Source organism: Rhodoplanes roseus (assembly GCF_003258865.1).
Lineage (GTDB): Bacteria > Pseudomonadota > Alphaproteobacteria > Rhizobiales > Xanthobacteraceae > Rhodoplanes > Rhodoplanes roseus.
In genome coordinates, this window is record NZ_NPEX01000008.1 from 35,641 (window position 1) to 49,892 (window position 14,252).

Genomic DNA, 14,252 nt, shown 5'->3' on the forward strand with positions numbered 1-14,252 from the left:
GGGCGGCCACCGAAGTCGAGCCTGCTCGACTTCGGCTCACACGATGCCGTGGCCACAGGGTTCGAGACGCGGCCTGCGGCCGCTCCTCACCACGAGGGGCGAGGCCATGCGATCGTCGATGTGAGGGGGACGGCTGTGCGGCCCCCTATCCCAGCGAGCGCACGATGTGCTCCTTCAGGCGCTGCGCCGGCAGCGACAGGCGGTCGCGCTGGAGGAGCGCGATCTCGGTGTCCTTGAGGCCGGGCAGCGGGGCGCCGTCGATCATGTGCAGATCGTCCGGCACCATGTCCTTGGGCAGCACCGCGACGCCGAGACCGGCCCGCACGGCGGCGAGCGAGCCGGCGAGCGAGCCGCACGTGTAGGCGATGCGCCACGGCCGCCGCGCCTTGTCGAGCGCCTCGGTCGCCCGCTTGCGGTAGACGCACGGGCTCGGCGACACGACCAGCGGCAGCGCCGCCTCGGGCAGCGCGAAGTCGGCCTCGGCCGTCACCCACACCAGCGGCTCGCGCCACACCCGCAGTCCACCGGGACCAGCCAGGGCGGATCCGGCGAGACGCTCGCGCTTGATCAGCGCGAGGTCGAAGCCGCCGCGGCGAAACCGCTCGATCAGATGCAGCGTGAGATCGCACGTCACTTCCAGCGCGACGGCCGGATAGGCCTTGGCGAAGCGCGACAGCACCTCGGGCAGATGGCGCGAGGCGAAGTCCTCCGGCGTGCCGAGCCGCACGGTGCCGTGCAGGGCCGGCTCGGTGACGCGGGCGACCAGCTCGTCGTTGACGTCGAGCAGGCGGCGGGAGTGGGCCAGGAAGGTCTCGCCGTCGGCGGTGAGCCGGACGTTGCGCGGATTGCGATCGAGCAGCTTGCGCCCGAGCGCGTCCTCCAGCCGCTGCACCTGCAGCGACACGGTCGACTGCTGCCGGCGCAGGCTCTCGGCAGCGCGCGTGAAGCTGCCCAGCGAGGCGATGGCGACGAAGGTGCGGACCAGGTCGAGATCGAGATTGAGCAGCGAGCGAGGCACGGCGTTACCATCAATTTCGGCAATGATAGAACTTTCTATAATCAATTTGTCCCATGCTGCAACCGCACATAAGGTCGCCCCGCTCGCCCGCCGCACCGCGCCGCTGGCCCCCACGGATCGACCCGACCATGCTGACGCTCGCTCTGCAGAACCTTCTCTCGCCCATGGTGCTGTTTTTCGTGCTCGGCCTCGCGGCGGCGCTGGCGCGCTCCGACCTCACGGTGCCCGAGCAGGTGGCGAAGCTCCTGGCCCTCTATCTGCTGATGGCGATCGGCTTCAAGGGCGGGGCCGAGGTCGCCCATCACGGGATCGACGGGACGCTGATCGCGACGCTCGCGGCCGGGATCCTGCTCTCCTTCGCGACGCCGTTCCTCGCCTATGCGATCCTGCGCGTGACGACCCGGCTCGACCCGGTGAACGCCGCCGCCGTGGCGGCGCATTACGGCTCGATCTCGGCCGTCACGCTGGTCGCGGTCACGGGCGTGCTGACCCAGCTCGGCATCGCCTGGGACGGATACATGGTCGCGGTCGCGGCCGCCATGGAGACGCCGGCGATCGTCGCCGCCCTGCTGATCGCGCGGCGTCGAACCAAGGAAGCCGCGCCCAGCGACAGCCGCGCGACGCTGCTGCGCGAGGTGGCGTTCAACGGCTCGATCGTGATCCTGGTCGGCGCCTTCCTGATCGGCGCGGCGACCGGCACGCGTGGGGCGACCATGCTGAAGCCGTTCCTGGTCGATGCCTTCCCGGGCGTCCTCTGCCTGTTCCTGCTCGACATGGGGCTGGTCGCCGGCCGCGGCCTGGCGCAGGGGCGCCGGCACCTGACGCCCGCCGTCACGGCCTTCGCGGTCGTGATGCCGCTGATCGGCGCCGCACTCGCCGCCGCGCTCGCCGTCGCGATCGGCCTGTCGCCCGGCAGCACGGCGGTGCTGATCACGCTCGCCGCGTCGGCCTCCTACATCGCCGTGCCGGCGGCGATGCGGCTCGCGCTGCCGCAGGCCAATCCTGCCGTCGCGCTGACGCTGTCGCTCGGCGTCACGTTCCCGTTCAACCTCATCGTCGGCATCCCGCTCTACATCGCCGTCGCCGGCCGCATCGCGGCGTGAGGCGGCCAAACGCCTCCGGAGGCCTCGTCATGCAGACCTTTCCGAAGAAGCGCATCGAGATCGTGGTGGAGGCGCCGCTGCTGCGGCGGATCACGGCGCGGCTGGAGGAGACAGCGGTCACCGGCTGGACCGTGGTGCCGGTGCTGGCCGGCCACGGTCGGCACGGCGACTGGACCGCCGAGGGCCAGATCGGCACTGCGTCCCAGATGGTGATGCTGATCACCATCGTCGACGCCGGCCGGCTCGACGCCGTGCTGGACGGCGTCTTCGCCCTGGTGTCGCGCCAGATCGGCGTCGTCACCGTGTCCGACGTCGCCGTGGTGCGGCCGGAGCGGTTCTGAGCCGTCCGGCCGGCCCGGCAGAGAAGCGATCAGGTCTCCACGCCCTCGAAAGCATCGACCCACATGGCGCAGGCGTCGGATCGGACGATGTCGTCGCGGGTGAACTCGATCACGGGAACGGGCAGATCCTTCGTCCTGATCAGATCGATCACGGTGCGCAGGCCCGACTCCGCCGGCAGGTCGCACTGGCCGACGTCGCCGTCGACAACGGTGATGCAGTTCTCGCCGACCCGGGTGAGGAAGGTCTTCATCTCGGCCGGGGTGGCGTTCTGCGCCTCGTCCAGCAGCACGAAGGCGTCCTTCCAGGAGCGCCCGCGCATCACCTCGAACGGCACCAGCTCGATGTCGCCGTTCTTGAGCGCGATGTCGAACGCCGCCTTGCCGATCCGCTCCTTGATCGCCTCGATCACCGGGGCGGCCCAGGGCGCGAACTTGTCGTTCAGCGAGCCGGGGAAGAAGCCGAGGGTGCGGCCGCAGGGGACGTTCGGCCGTGTCAGGATGATGCGCTCGATCTTGCGGGTACGATACAGATCCGCCGCATAGGTCGCCGCGATCCAGGTCTTGCCCGTGCCGGCGGGGCCGACGACCACGACCTGCGGGCTGGACCGCAGCGCCGCCAGATACGCGCCCTGGGTCGGCGTCAACGGCTCGATCGGCGGGAGCGCTCGGGCGGCCGTGAACTTGGCGCCGGCGAAAGCGATGATCTCGGCCGTCTCGGCCGACCGGTCGCTGCGACGCTTCTTCTTGCTGGACTGCTTGCCCAAGGAACGACTCCTTTCGCCGAATCGACGGGACGACGCCGGCGCCTCTGCACCGCGTCTCGCGACAGGTTCTGGTGAGGAAGTGATTTGGAGGCAGGCGGCGCGGCGACGACGGTCCGCGGATGTCGGAGTCGTCTTCTTGCTCATCGATTCACCGATCTACGAGCCACCATGTGTTCAAAGCTACGTGATTCGTATGACGGTTTCACGGAGCAAAATGCGGCAGCCGCTGGTCACGGTGCAGGCAGATCGGCGTCGGGGATTCTTACGCGAAGCTTAACGGGGAGGGCGGGCGGCGGTCGGACCCGAGATCACACCTCGATCTCGGTCAGATCGGCGCCGATCACGATGCGGCCCGAAAAGTCACGGGCGACCTCCTCGGCCAGGACGTCCAGCATCGCGTCGTCGTTGCGCGGACGATGATGGGTGAGCGCCAGCGTCTTCACGCCCGCGGCGGCGGCGATGCGGCCGACCGTGTCGCCGCAGGCGAGCGTGTGCTTCGCCAGCAGGACGAAGTGCTCGCCCTGGATCTCGGGGCCGGCCAGGAAGCAGCACTGCACCAGGAGATCGGCGCCTTCGGCGAGCCGGGCGAGGCCGTCGCAGGGGACCGTGTCGCCCGAGATCGCGATCACCTTGCCCTCGGCCTCGAAGCGGTATCCGAGGCAGGTCCAGCGCGCCATGAAGGCGGGCGGTATGCCGAGCCCATCGCCGTGCGACACCGTCTCGGCCCGGACCGTCCACCGCCCGGTATCGAGCACGGGCCCGGCGACGACGTCGCGAACATTCACCGGCGCGAAGCCGCCGAAGGTCGGCTCGCCGGCGCTGCGCCAGCCGATGTCCTTGTCGTAGACCTGGGTCAGCAGCGCATTCACGATACGCTCGGTCTCGGGCGGCCCGTAGACGTCGAGCGCCGTGCGGCGGCCGGCCAGCCAGGAGTTCAGCACCACGTCGTAGAGATCGCCGATGTGATCGAAGTGATGATGCGTCAGGAACACCGGACCGACCGCGGCGAGCGGCACGCCGGCCTGCGCCATGCGCAGCGTCACGCCCCGCCCGGCGTCGAACAGGATGTTCTCGTCGCCGAGCCGGATCATCGTCGTGGTCGCCATGCGGCGCGGATCGGGCCGCGGGCCGCCGGTGCCGAGCAGGATCACCTTCACGGGCAGCCCCTCAGTCGAGCGTGAAGCCGCTGGCGCGGATCACCCGGCCCCAGCGCACGTTGTCGGCCCTGACGATCTCGGCGAAGGCGGCCGGCGTGTCGGCCACCACCGCGACGTCGAGCCCGGCGAGCTTCTCGCGCACGGTGGGATCGGCGACGGCGTCCCGGATCGCGGCGGCGAGACGCGCGACCTGTTCCGGCGGCGTCCGGCCGGGCGCGAAGAAGCCGTACCAGAGATCGGCCGCCTCGATGTCGCCGAGCCCGAGCGTCAGCTCGCCGAAGGTCGGCACGTCGGGCAGGCGCGGCGAGCGCGCCGTGCCGGTGACGGCCAGTACCTTGACGGTCCCGGCCTGATGCTGCGCCATCAGGCTCGCCGTGGTGTCGAACACGGCCTGGATCGAGCCGCCGACCAGATCCTGCAGAGCCGGGGCCGAGCCGCGATACGGCACATGGGTCAGGTCCGTGCCGGTGGCGTTGCTGAACATCAGGCCGAGGAAGTGCGACGGCGTACCGGCGCCGAGCGAGCCGAAGCTCGCCTTGCCGGGATTGGCTTTCACCCAGGCGATGAAGTCGCGGACGGTCTCGACCTTCAGCCGGGGATCGACGGCCAGCGCGAACTGGAACGTGCAGAAGCGCGTCACCGGTACCAGATCGCTCATCGGATCGAACGGCAGCGTCTTGTAGATGAAGGGATAGAACGCCGTGACGACGAGCGGGGCGGCGAGCAGCGTGGTGCCGTCGGGCTCGGCCCGGGCCACCGCCTCGGCGGCGAGCCGCCCCGCCGTGCCGGGCCGGTTCTCGACGATCGCGCTCGTGCCGGTCTGCTCGCGCAGCTTGTCGCCGATGATGCGCACCATGGTGTCGAGCCCGCCGCCCGCCGGGAAGCCGACCATGATCTTGAGGGGTCGTGGCGCGAGCTGCGCCCGTGCCGGGCCGAGGCCGGCCGCGACGAGTGTCGCGGCTCCCGCCATCAGGGTGCGCCGGTCGATCGCGACCCGCGCCTGGCGACCCGTCGTCTGCATGTGCGATCCTCGTCCCCGTGCCGCCCGGCGGCTCCCCGGCCGACGCTCCGCCATGTCGCGACGCGGTTCAAGACCCGACGACGCGGAGCCGCCATGAGGGCGAGCCCGCGGCGGTCGACCCTTGCGGGAGGCCTAATACAGGGCGGGGACGAAGCGCTGGCTCGACTTCTTGGGGCGGCGATAGCCGTCGTCGAGCTGGCGCGGCGGCAGCTCGACCTGCGAGGGCTGCACGTGGCCGTAGGGGATCTGCGCGAGGAAATGCGCGATGCAGTTGAGCCGCGCCCGCTTCTTGTTGTCGGCGTCGACGACGTGCCAGGGGCTCGTCTTGGTGTCGGTGTGGGCGAACATCTCGTCCTTGGCCTTGGAATAGTCGACCCAGCGAGCCCGCGATTCCAGATCCATGGGCGACAGCTTCCACCGCTTGAACGGGTTGCGGGCCCGCTCGACGAAGCGCTTCTCCTGCTCCGCGTCGCTGACCGAGAACCAGTACTTGATCAGGATCAGGCCGGAGCGGATCAGCATCTCCTCGAACTGCGGACAGGCGCGCAGGAAGTCCCGATGCTCGCGCTCGCTGCAGAAGCCCATCACGCGCTCGACGCCGGCGCGGTTGTACCAGGAGCGATCGAACAGGACGATCTCGCCGGCGGCCGGCAGCACGGCGACGTAGCGCTGGAAGTACCACTGCCCGCGCTCCCGCTCGGTCGGCGTGCCGAGCGCGACGACGCGGCAGATGCGCGGATTGAGCGGCTCGCTGATGCGCTTGATCACGCCGCCCTTGCCGGCGGCGTCGCGCCCTTCGAAGATCACGGCGACCTTCAGTCCGCGGGTGCGGACCCACTCCTGCAGCTTGATCAGCTCGTACTGGAGATGGGCGAGCTCCTCGACGTACTTGTAGTTCTTCGGCGGCTTGCGGACGCCGTTGCGGGGCAGCTTCGGCCACAGCGTCTCGATCGCGGCCTTCTCGACCGCGGTGCGGAGGATCTCGCTGTCCTTGGTGCTGAGCCGGCGGGTGTCGCGCTTCGCCGGCGGCGCCGCCGCCTTGCTCCCGCGCGGCTCGTTGCGGACCGCAGGGCCCCGCGCGGACTTTTCGCTGACGACCGGTTTCTCGCGGACCGCCGACTTGCTTCGGGCCCCACGCTTGCTCATCGCGTCCCTCCCCCTTCCGGCGCGGCCCGGCGAGCCTGGAGGAAGCGTACGACGAACAGATTTCGATATTCAACCGTGGGCCGCGATCGTCGCCCCGGCGCTCGGCGGCCGCTCGGGTGCGGCCTCCTCCTCCAGGAACGCCCGCACCGTGGCGGCGATCGCCTCGATGGCGGCGTCGAACGGGCCGAGCGGGCCGGCCGTCACCATCCAGGCGGTGAGGGCGGGGGCGAAGTCGTCGACCGTCACGACCCGCACCTTGTCGCGCCACGGCGAGCCGACGAGCAGGCGTTCCGGGATCAGGCCGACGCCGATGCCGCGGGCGATCAGCGCGAGCTGCAGGCCGGCGCCCCAGGTCTCGGCCACCACCTCGACGGGGGCGCCGCGATCGGCGAGCGCGCGGTCGAGCTGGGCGCGAAACCCGCAGCCGTCCGGGTTGATCACCCAGTGCTGGCCGGCGAGCCCGGCGACCGAGATGCGGTCGGGCAGCGGGCTGTCGACCGGCACCACGACGAGGACGCGCTCGGTGCCGAGCGGCGTCGCATGGGCCGGATCGAGCGGGCGCTCCGGCTTCTCGGCGACCACGGCGGCGTCGAGCTGGCCGTCGGCGACCTGCCGGCGCAGGATCGCGCTGCGATCGGTGGCGAGGCGCAGCGACACGGAGGGGCACAAGGTGCGCACCGCCTCGATGGCGGGCGCCAGCACGGCCTCGGACAGCGCCAGCGTGAGGCCGACCCGCAGCGGCCCGGCCGCCACCGTGCTGCGGCTGTCGCGGGTCAAGGCCTCGGCGGCGCGCAGCACCGCGACACAGCGGCGATAGGCGGTCTCGCCGGCCCGGGTGGCGCGCGCCGGCTTCGAATCGCGGTCGAGCAGGGTGACGCCGAGTGTCTCCTCCAGCCGCTGCACGCGGCGCGACACCGCCGGCTGGGTGAGGTTGAGGCACAGCGCCGCCTTGCCGACCGACCCGGTGTCGACCACCGCCACGAACGCCCGGACGTCCTCGAGGTTCATGCGCCTTTATTCCGATCGGTTATGATGATCATCAGCATGTTTCATTTTAATCATGATATCGGACCTGCTATGAGGGTGCAAACGCGCCGAGTGCCACACCGGCGCGCTTGTCGTCTCTGGAGGACCGCATGACCGCACCGACATCCGCCGCCCCCGCCCGGTCGGTCGGCTGGCGCACGCCGCTGGTGATCGTCCTGTGCGGAAGCGGCATCGCCCTCCTCGCCTTCGGGCCGCGCTCGGCGCTCGGCTTCTTCCTCACGCCGATGTCGCAGGCGAACGGCTGGGGCCGCGACGTGTTCGGCTTGGCGCTGGCGATCCAGAACCTGCTCTGGGGCCTCGGCCAGCCCTTCGCCGGGGCGCTCGCCGACCGGTTCGGCACGGTCCGCGTGATGACGATCGGAACCCTGCTCTACGCCGGCGGCCTGTGGCTGATGGCCTACTCGACCACGCCCGGCGCGCTCGACCTCACGGCCGGCGTGATGATGGGCTTCGGCCTCGCCGGCGCGTCCTTCAACCTGGTGATCGCCTCGTTCGGCAAGCTGCTGCCGATCGAGTGGCGCTCGGTCTCGTTCGGCGCCGGCACGGCGGCCGGCTCGTTCGGCCAGTTCCTGTTCTCGCCGCTCGCGGTCGGCCTGAACCAGGCGTTCGGCTGGCAGACCACGCTGGCGATCTTCGCCGTCACGATGCTGACCATCATTCCGCTGTCGCTGGCCATGGCGGCCCCGAAGGCGGCGCCGACGGCGCCCGGGCCGACCGCTGCGGCGGTCGACGCGGCGCCGCAGCAGTCGTTGCGGCAGGCCATCGCCGAGGCGCTCGGCCATCGCTCCTACGTGCTGCTGGTGCTCGGCTTCTTCACCTGCGGGTTCCAGCTCGCCTTCATCACCGTGCACATGCCGGCCTATCTGATCGACCGCGGCCTCTCGGCCTCGGTGGGCGGCTGGACGCTCGCCGTGATCGGCCTGTTCAACATCGCCGGCTCGCTCGCCTCGGGCTGGCTCGGGAATCGGTATCCGAAGCGCTTCCTGCTGGTGGGGAACTACTTTTCCCGCGCCGCGGCGACCGCGGTCTTCATCCTGCTGCCGGCGAGCCCGGCCGCCACCCTGATCTACGGCGCCGTGATGGGCCTGCTGTGGCTCTCCACCGTGCCGCCGACCTCGGGCCTCGTGCTGCTGATGTTCGGCACGCGGTGGTTCGCCACGCTGTCGGGCTTCGCCTTCTTCAGCCACCAGGTCGGCGGCTTCCTGGGGGTGTGGATCGGCGGCATCGCTTTCGAGCGCACCGGCTCCTACGACCTCGTCTGGTGGCTCTCGGTGCTGTTCGGCCTGCTCTCGGCGTTGATCAACCTGCCGATCGTCGAGAAGCCGGTCGCCCGCCTCGCGGCCGCCCGGGCCTGAGCCGGCCGGGTCGGCCGAGCCGAATGGCGGATACCCCGGGCCGGCCCTTGTCCGGCCCGCTCGCCGGCGCTTAAGGTCCGCCGAACCAACGGCCGCGGATTCCACCCGGCCAGCAACGGGGGCGCCAAGTGTCCAGCTTCAAGGCGATCGTCATTCGCAAGGGCGAGAACGGGCAGAGCGTCGCGCTCTCCGACTTCGACGAGAGCGAGCTGATGGAGGGCGACGTCACCCTCCGGGTCGAATGGTCGACCGTCAACTACAAGGACGGCCTCGCCGTCACCGGCAAGGCGCCGGTGGTGCGCCGCTTTCCGATGATCGCCGGCATCGACGCGGCCGGCACGGTGGAGAGCTCCAACCACCCCGACTGGAAGCCGGGCGACCGGGTGGTCGTCAACGGCTGGGGCTGCGGCGAGACCCATCTCGGCTTCTACGGCGAGAAGGCCCGCGTGAAGGGCGACTGGCTGGTGCCGCTGCCGGCCGGGATCGCGGCGCGCGACGCCATGGCGATCGGCACGGCGGGCTACACGGCCATGCTGGCCGTGCTGGCGCTGGAGCATCACGGCCTCGGCCCGGACCGCGGCCCCGTGGTGGTGACCGGGGCGGCCGGCGGGGTCGGCTCGGTGGCGGTGTCGATCCTGGCCAAGCTCGGCTGGCACGTCATCGCCTCGACCGGCCGGACCGAGGAGGCCGACTACCTGAAGGAGCTCGGCGCCGCCGAGGTCATCGCCCGCCAGGATCTCTCCGGGCCGGCTAAGCCGCTGGCCAAGGAGCGCTGGGCCGCCGGCGTCGATTCGGTCGGCTCGACGACGCTCGCTAATGTGCTGTCGATGACCCGCTACCACGGCGCCGTCGCGGCCTGCGGGCTGGCCGGCGGCATGGACCTGCCGACCAGCGTGGCCCCGTTCATCCTGCGCGGCGTCGCCCTGCTGGGGGTCGATTCTGTGATGTGTCCGCAACACCTGCGCCGAGAAGCGTGGCGGCGCCTCGACACCGACCTGGATCGGCGCAAATTGGCCAAAATGACCGAAGAAATCGGACTGGACGGGGTTTTCGACGCCGGCCGTCGCATCGTGGAAGGGCTCGTCCGGGGTCGAATCGTGGTCAAGATCGCGTAAACGCGTTCAGACTTTATCGACGAACTGCCGGCATGATCGCCGCGGGTTATGGTTAAGCCCGTGTAACGAAAGTTGCTGCAGTTCACTGCCGTACGGGGTCCGACATGCGCGTGCGCCATCTGTCCTTTCTGCCGGTCGTGCTCGTCCTGGCCGGCTCGGTTCCGGCCGGGGCGGGACAGCTCAAGCCCGACGAGGCGCGCCGCTTCGTCGCCGGCAAGCTGTTCGCCTACACGTGCTTCGAAGGCACCCAGGGCATGGGCCGCATCTATCCGGACGGATCCGTCGTCGGCACCCTGCAGCCGAAGGGCCGGCCGCCGCGCTTCGTGGCGCTGCCGGCCGGCACCATCAAGGTGAGCTCGAGCTCGATCTGCGCCTCGGTGAAGGGGATGATGTTCCAGCCCTGCTTCCAGGTCGACCAGACCAGCCCGCAAACCTTCCGCGGCTCGGTCTCCGGCCTGGGCTTCGCCTATTGCGATTTCGTCCGGCAGAACCCGCGCACCCGCCTGACCGGCTCGGGCGGCAGTGCCGAGGGAGCGACCGGCTCCGCCGCGCCGGCCCGCCCGCGGCCGCTCAACCTGCGTCCGACCACCATCAGCGCCCCGGCCGCCGCCCCGCCGGTGCAATCGGCCGTGATCAAGACCACGGACTGACCGGCCCGGCCGATCGCATCGGCGCCGGGCGACAAATCGCCGTCGGCGGATCAGTCGAGCGTGATGCAGAACGGCTCGGCCGAGAGGCAGGGCGTGTGCGGCATGATGGATTCGATCGCCGCGACCATGCGGCCGTCGCGGCCGAGCAGACGATCGGCGAGCGACACGATCAGCCGGTTGGGACAGGCGGTCGGCGACGCCGCGCGCAGCGCCCGGGCGATGTCGCGCTCGTCGCGGTCCGGATGGATCGTGCAGGCCGCCGTGTAGGCCGCCGCGGTGGAGCGGCTGATTCCGGCGTAGCAGTGCACCACCAGCGGCGACGCCTGGTCCCAGGCGCGCACGAACTCGATCAGCTTGGCGACGTGCTGCTCCTGCGGATGGATGTAGCCGTCGAGCGGCAGCGAGATGTCGTGAATCTCGAGATGCAGGTGATGCGCGACGTCGATGCTGTCCGGGCGCGTCACCGGCGTGCCGATGTCGATGAGCGTGACGACCCGGCGGGCGCCGGTCGCCTCCACGGTCTCCTTCAGCCGCGCCAGCGAGCAGACGTGAATCATCGTCTCGGCCCTCGTCTTGTTGCTCCGCCACGGCGGCCGGCGGTGGCCGCATCATGCGAAGCACGGATCGTGCCGGGCCTCCTCGGAGAGGACGACGTCACCCAGAGTCGATCTTGGAAAAGCGCTCCTTGAAACGTCGTTCCGCCTCGGCGGCGGGCCACGGCTTCAGAAAGTCCGTCTCGACCCGGACCGGCAGCTCCGGCGGCACGCCGAAGAATTTCCGCGCCTCGGCCTCGGCGAACCCGGCGAGGCGCGTCGCCTCCAGATAGGCGGAGCCGAGATCCGCCTCCTTGACGATGCGCAGCGTCTCCTCCGGCAGCGTCGGCGGCAGACCGAAGCGCAGATGGATGGCGGCGAGCAGCCGGTGCTCCACCGCCTTGTAGGCGCCGCCCATCACGGCCTTGAAGGGCGAGATCATGTCGCCGATCACGTATTCGGGGGCGTCGTGCAGCATCAGCGCGAGGCCGAGCCGGCGATCGACCGCCCCGCAGCGCCGTCGCGCGATCTCCTCCACCAGCAGCGTATGCTGGGCGACCGAGAAGATGTGATCGCCGACGGTCTGGCCGTTCCAGCGCGCGACGCGGGCGAGGCCGTGCGCGATGTCCTCGAGCTCGACGTCGAGCGGCGACGGATCGAGCAGGTCGAGGCGGCGCCCCGACAGCATGCGCTGCCAGGCGCGCGGCGGCTCGCCCGACGGGACGGCCACGGGCTTGTGGACCGCGGGTTTCTGAATCGCTTTCGGCTTCGCCGGCATGATCAGGACTTCTTGCGGATCGCCGGCCGGGCCGGCGTGGCGGGTTTCACCGCGCTCGCGCGCTTCACCGGACGCGGCGGACCGCCGGCGAGCGGGGCGTGGCGGTGGCAGGTGACGAGGTGGTCGTTGACCATGCCGACCGCCTGCATGAAGGCGTAGACGATGGTCGGGCCGCAGAACTTGAAGCCGCGGGACGCCAGCTCCTTCGACATCGCCCGCGACACCGGCGTCTCGGCCGGCACCTCGGCGCTGCTGCGGAAGCGGTTCACCTGCGGCTTGCCGTCGAGGAAGTTCCACAGGAGCGTGGAGAAGCCCGGCCCCTTCTCCATGGCGTCGAGCCAGGCGCGCGCCGAGAGGACGGCGCCCTCGATCTTGGCGCGGTTGCGCACGATGCCGGCGTCCTGCATCAGCGCCGCGACCTTGGCGGCGTCGTAGCGCGCGATCGTCTCGGGCGCGAAACCGTCGAACGCCGTGCGAAAATTGTCGCGCTTCCTCAGGATCGTGATCCACGACAGGCCGGCCTGGAAGCCGTCCAGCATCAGCTTCTCGTAGAGGGCCCGGTCGTCGTGCTCCGGCACGCCCCATTCGGTGTCGTGATAGGCGACGTAGAGCGGATCCTGGCCCGGCCAGGTGCAGCGCTTCAGGCCGTCCGGATGCAGAACCGCCGTCATCACGAGGCCTGCGTCTCGCCCGGCCAGGCGAAGCGCGCCCATGCGGGCTTTTGCGGCGACAGCGCGATGCCGCCGGCGAGGAGCGGCGTGCCGGCCGCGAGCGCGTCGCCGACGCGGTCGAGCCGCAGCAGCGCGAGGCCGCGCCCTTCGACGGCCGAGCCCATGGTGCCGACCGTGATCTCGCCAGCCGTGACGGGCGCCCCCGGCGGCGGCGCGAAGCCGTCGACCGCGACCGGGACGACCCGGGTGCGGGCGGTGCCGCGGTGCTGCATGCGCGACACCACCTCCTGGCCGACATAGCAGCCCTTCTTGAAGTCGACGCCGGCGAGCTGGTCCATGTCGGTCTCGTGCGGGAAGGCGTCGCCATAGGCGAAGTCGACGCCGCCGCGCGGCACGCCCAGCGCAATCCGGTGCGCCTCGTAGGCGGCCGGCTCGACCAGCCTCGCGCCGAGCTTTTCGGCCGCCTCGGCGACCGCCGCGGCCTGTACGATCGCCCGGAAGCCGAGCGCGTCGAGGCGCGGATCGCGCACCACGAGACCGTCGATGGCGGCTGCCGCGGGGGGATCGCCGCCCCACAGCGCCAGCACGGCGAGCGCCGCGGAGCGGTCCTCGATCGCGATCTTGGCGCGCAGCTTGTAGAGCTTGAGCTTGGCGAGGAGCGGATCGACCAGCGCGGCCGGCAGGTCGAGGAGGAAGCCGCCGCCGTCCTCGGCCGGGACCTCGATCACCAGGAAATCGGCGACGATCTTGCCCTGAGGGGTGAGCAGCGCGGCGAAGCGCGGCGTCGCCGGCGCCATGGTGGCGACATTGGCGGTCACCAGACCGTGCAGGAAGGTGCGTGCATCGTCACCGGAGACGTGGACGATGCCGCGATCGGAGAGGGGCGCAGCCAGCATGATTCTTTCGGGCCAGGGTCAGCCCGAAAGGTAGGGCGCGCGGGGCCCCGGCTCAAGGCCGGAATCCGAACGGCCGGCAGGAGCCGGCAGGCGGCCCGCCGGCCCCCTCGCCTACTGGCGCGACATGACGATGGAGAACTCGCCCGACGAGATGCGCTTCGGCAGCCCCTCGGCGAACCGGGCCGTCGCCTCCTCGCCATAGGTCGAGACCAGCTCGGTCAGCGCGCAGAACAGCGAGGCCTGCGCCAGGCAGTCCCCGTCGATACCGTCGGCCCAGGCTTCGGCCCAGGCCTCCTTGATGTGCCCGAGGGCCGCCCGCTTCTGCTCCTGATCCGAGTGCGGCTCAGAAGCCTCGTCCATTGCCATCGACATTCCCGACCACCCGGTCCCCGTGCCCAGCCGTTTTTCGTCCCCGAATGTCTTACCAGACGAGGCGGGCCGGACCAGCCAATCCTTTACGAAAGGTTAATTGGTAGCGCGAAAGGCGGCGGGCTCAGTTGGCGTAGCGGGCCGTGACCTCGCGGGCGATCTTGGAGCCCTCCTGGAGATAGCGCCGGATGGCGGTGTCGGCGGCGGGCGTGCAGCTCCGATAGCTCTGCTGGTAGAGCCGGTAGCCGCGATTGAAGCTGGCGATCATCTGCGAGCGGCGGGCGCCGC

Annotated in this window: 17 protein-coding genes; 5 read left to right on the forward strand and 12 right to left on the reverse strand. The window is 70.7% G+C overall.

Features of this window, described 5'->3' with window-relative positions; genetic code table 11:
* Positions 1 to 145 precede the first annotated feature (145 nt).
* Positions 146 to 1,018 carry a LysR substrate-binding domain-containing protein gene (locus tag CH341_RS02355; protein WP_111417425.1) on the reverse strand — a complete coding sequence of 291 codons (873 nt, stop codon included), beginning with the start codon at positions 1,016 to 1,018 and terminating at the stop codon, positions 146 to 148.
* A gap of 128 nt (positions 1,019 to 1,146) precedes the next feature.
* On the opposite strand from CH341_RS02355, the gene CH341_RS02360 reads away from it, so the two are divergent.
* Together CH341_RS02360 and CH341_RS02365 are read left to right on the forward strand one after the other, a co-directional pair.
* Positions 1,147 to 2,121, forward strand: a complete 975-nt coding sequence (locus tag CH341_RS02360) for a sodium-dependent bicarbonate transport family permease (protein ID WP_111417426.1) — start codon at positions 1,147 to 1,149, stop codon at positions 2,119 to 2,121.
* A 29-nt stretch (positions 2,122 to 2,150) separates the two neighbouring features.
* Positions 2,151 to 2,462, forward strand: coding sequence for a DUF190 domain-containing protein (locus CH341_RS02365; RefSeq protein ID WP_111417427.1), 312 nt, complete (start codon positions 2,151 to 2,153; stop codon positions 2,460 to 2,462).
* 29 nt (positions 2,463 to 2,491) lie between these two features.
* On the opposite strand, the gene CH341_RS02370 is transcribed toward CH341_RS02365, so the two are convergent.
* The 5 genes from CH341_RS02370 to CH341_RS02390 form a co-directional block, all read right to left on the reverse strand.
* Entirely contained in the window at positions 2,492 to 3,163 is a 672-nt protein-coding gene (locus tag CH341_RS02370) for a PhoH family protein (protein ID WP_245430831.1), read from the reverse strand.
* A gap of 371 nt (positions 3,164 to 3,534) precedes the next feature.
* On the reverse strand, positions 3,535 to 4,383 hold the full coding sequence (locus CH341_RS02375) for an MBL fold metallo-hydrolase (protein WP_111417429.1): 849 nt from the start codon (positions 4,381 to 4,383) through the stop codon (positions 3,535 to 3,537).
* A gap of 10 nt (positions 4,384 to 4,393) precedes the next feature.
* The gene (locus tag CH341_RS02380) at positions 4,394 to 5,404 is read right to left on the reverse strand and encodes a Bug family tripartite tricarboxylate transporter substrate binding protein (protein ID WP_170149432.1); all 1,011 of its coding nucleotides are present in this window, start codon (positions 5,402 to 5,404) and stop codon (positions 4,394 to 4,396) included.
* Positions 5,405 to 5,536: 132 nt separating this feature from the next.
* Entirely contained in the window at positions 5,537 to 6,550 is a 1,014-nt protein-coding gene (gene ppk2 / locus CH341_RS02385) for a polyphosphate kinase 2 (RefSeq protein WP_111417431.1), read from the reverse strand.
* A 69-nt stretch (positions 6,551 to 6,619) separates the two neighbouring features.
* Positions 6,620 to 7,558: a LysR family transcriptional regulator gene (locus CH341_RS02390; protein WP_111417432.1), complete on the reverse strand. Its 939-nt coding sequence runs from the start codon at positions 7,556 to 7,558 to the stop codon at positions 6,620 to 6,622.
* A gap of 128 nt (positions 7,559 to 7,686) precedes the next feature.
* Here CH341_RS02390 and CH341_RS02395 point away from each other — a divergent pair, with 128 nt between their 5' ends.
* The 3 genes from CH341_RS02395 (at position 7,687) to CH341_RS02405 (ending at position 10,717) form a co-directional block, all read left to right on the forward strand.
* Complete coding sequence (locus CH341_RS02395; protein ID WP_111417433.1) at positions 7,687 to 8,952, forward strand: MFS transporter; 1,266 nt, start codon at positions 7,687 to 7,689, stop codon at positions 8,950 to 8,952.
* A 128-nt stretch (positions 8,953 to 9,080) separates the two neighbouring features.
* Entirely contained in the window at positions 9,081 to 10,067 is a 987-nt protein-coding gene (gene acuI, locus CH341_RS02400; protein WP_111417434.1) for an acrylyl-CoA reductase (NADPH), read from the forward strand.
* A gap of 104 nt (positions 10,068 to 10,171) precedes the next feature.
* Positions 10,172 to 10,717 carry a hypothetical protein gene (locus CH341_RS02405; protein ID WP_111417435.1) on the forward strand — a complete coding sequence of 182 codons (546 nt, stop codon included), beginning with the start codon at positions 10,172 to 10,174 and terminating at the stop codon, positions 10,715 to 10,717.
* Between the two features lie 50 nt (positions 10,718 to 10,767).
* Here CH341_RS02405 and CH341_RS02410 read toward each other — a convergent pair whose 3' ends face one another.
* The 6 genes from CH341_RS02410 to CH341_RS35685 form a co-directional block, all read right to left on the reverse strand.
* On the reverse strand, positions 10,768 to 11,274 hold the full coding sequence (locus tag CH341_RS02410; RefSeq protein ID WP_111417436.1) for a tyrosine phosphatase family protein: 507 nt from the start codon (positions 11,272 to 11,274) through the stop codon (positions 10,768 to 10,770).
* A gap of 97 nt (positions 11,275 to 11,371) precedes the next feature.
* Entirely contained in the window at positions 11,372 to 11,938 is a 567-nt protein-coding gene (locus CH341_RS02415) for a YfbR-like 5'-deoxynucleotidase (RefSeq protein WP_111417447.1), read from the reverse strand.
* 92 nt (positions 11,939 to 12,030) lie between these two features.
* The gene (locus CH341_RS02420; RefSeq protein WP_111417437.1) at positions 12,031 to 12,699 is read right to left on the reverse strand and encodes a DNA-3-methyladenine glycosylase I; all 669 of its coding nucleotides are present in this window, start codon (positions 12,697 to 12,699) and stop codon (positions 12,031 to 12,033) included.
* The gene (gene ygfZ / locus CH341_RS02425; RefSeq protein WP_111417438.1) at positions 12,699 to 13,595 is read right to left on the reverse strand and encodes a CAF17-like 4Fe-4S cluster assembly/insertion protein YgfZ; all 897 of its coding nucleotides are present in this window, start codon (positions 13,593 to 13,595) and stop codon (positions 12,699 to 12,701) included. The genes CH341_RS02420 and ygfZ overlap by 1 nt, the downstream gene beginning before the upstream one ends.
* A gap of 111 nt (positions 13,596 to 13,706) precedes the next feature.
* Complete coding sequence (locus CH341_RS02430; protein WP_245430830.1) at positions 13,707 to 13,955, reverse strand: hypothetical protein; 249 nt, start codon at positions 13,953 to 13,955, stop codon at positions 13,707 to 13,709.
* Positions 13,956 to 14,088: 133 nt separating this feature from the next.
* On the reverse strand, positions 14,089 to 14,252 hold a 164-nt coding region (locus tag CH341_RS35685), incomplete at its 5' end, for a TIGR02301 family protein (protein WP_245430832.1).

Excerpts from the sequence above, each read along its gene's own strand:
- CH341_RS02380 (WP_170149432.1), bottom strand. The coding sequence starts at position 5,404 with ATGCAGACGACGGGTCGCCAGGCGCGGGTCGCGATCGACCGGCGCACC.
- ygfZ (WP_111417438.1), bottom strand. The coding sequence starts at position 13,595 with ATGCTGGCTGCGCCCCTCTCCGATCGCGGCATCGTCCACGTCTCCGGT.
- CH341_RS02360 (WP_111417426.1), top strand. The coding sequence starts at position 1,147 with ATGCTGACGCTCGCTCTGCAGAACCTTCTCTCGCCCATGGTGCTGTTT.
- ppk2 (WP_111417431.1), bottom strand. The coding sequence starts at position 6,550 with ATGAGCAAGCGTGGGGCCCGAAGCAAGTCGGCGGTCCGCGAGAAACCG.
- CH341_RS02395 (WP_111417433.1), top strand. The coding sequence starts at position 7,687 with ATGACCGCACCGACATCCGCCGCCCCCGCCCGGTCGGTCGGCTGGCGC.
- CH341_RS02365 (WP_111417427.1), top strand. The coding sequence starts at position 2,151 with ATGCAGACCTTTCCGAAGAAGCGCATCGAGATCGTGGTGGAGGCGCCG.
- CH341_RS02415 (WP_111417447.1), bottom strand. The coding sequence starts at position 11,938 with ATGCTGTCGGGGCGCCGCCTCGACCTGCTCGATCCGTCGCCGCTCGAC.
- CH341_RS02405 (WP_111417435.1), top strand. The coding sequence starts at position 10,172 with ATGCGCGTGCGCCATCTGTCCTTTCTGCCGGTCGTGCTCGTCCTGGCC.
- CH341_RS02430 (WP_245430830.1), bottom strand. The coding sequence starts at position 13,955 with ATGGACGAGGCTTCTGAGCCGCACTCGGATCAGGAGCAGAAGCGGGCG.
- CH341_RS02390 (WP_111417432.1), bottom strand. The coding sequence starts at position 7,558 with ATGAACCTCGAGGACGTCCGGGCGTTCGTGGCGGTGGTCGACACCGGG.
- CH341_RS02420 (WP_111417437.1), bottom strand. The coding sequence starts at position 12,699 with ATGACGGCGGTTCTGCATCCGGACGGCCTGAAGCGCTGCACCTGGCCG.
- CH341_RS02410 (WP_111417436.1), bottom strand. The coding sequence starts at position 11,274 with ATGATTCACGTCTGCTCGCTGGCGCGGCTGAAGGAGACCGTGGAGGCG.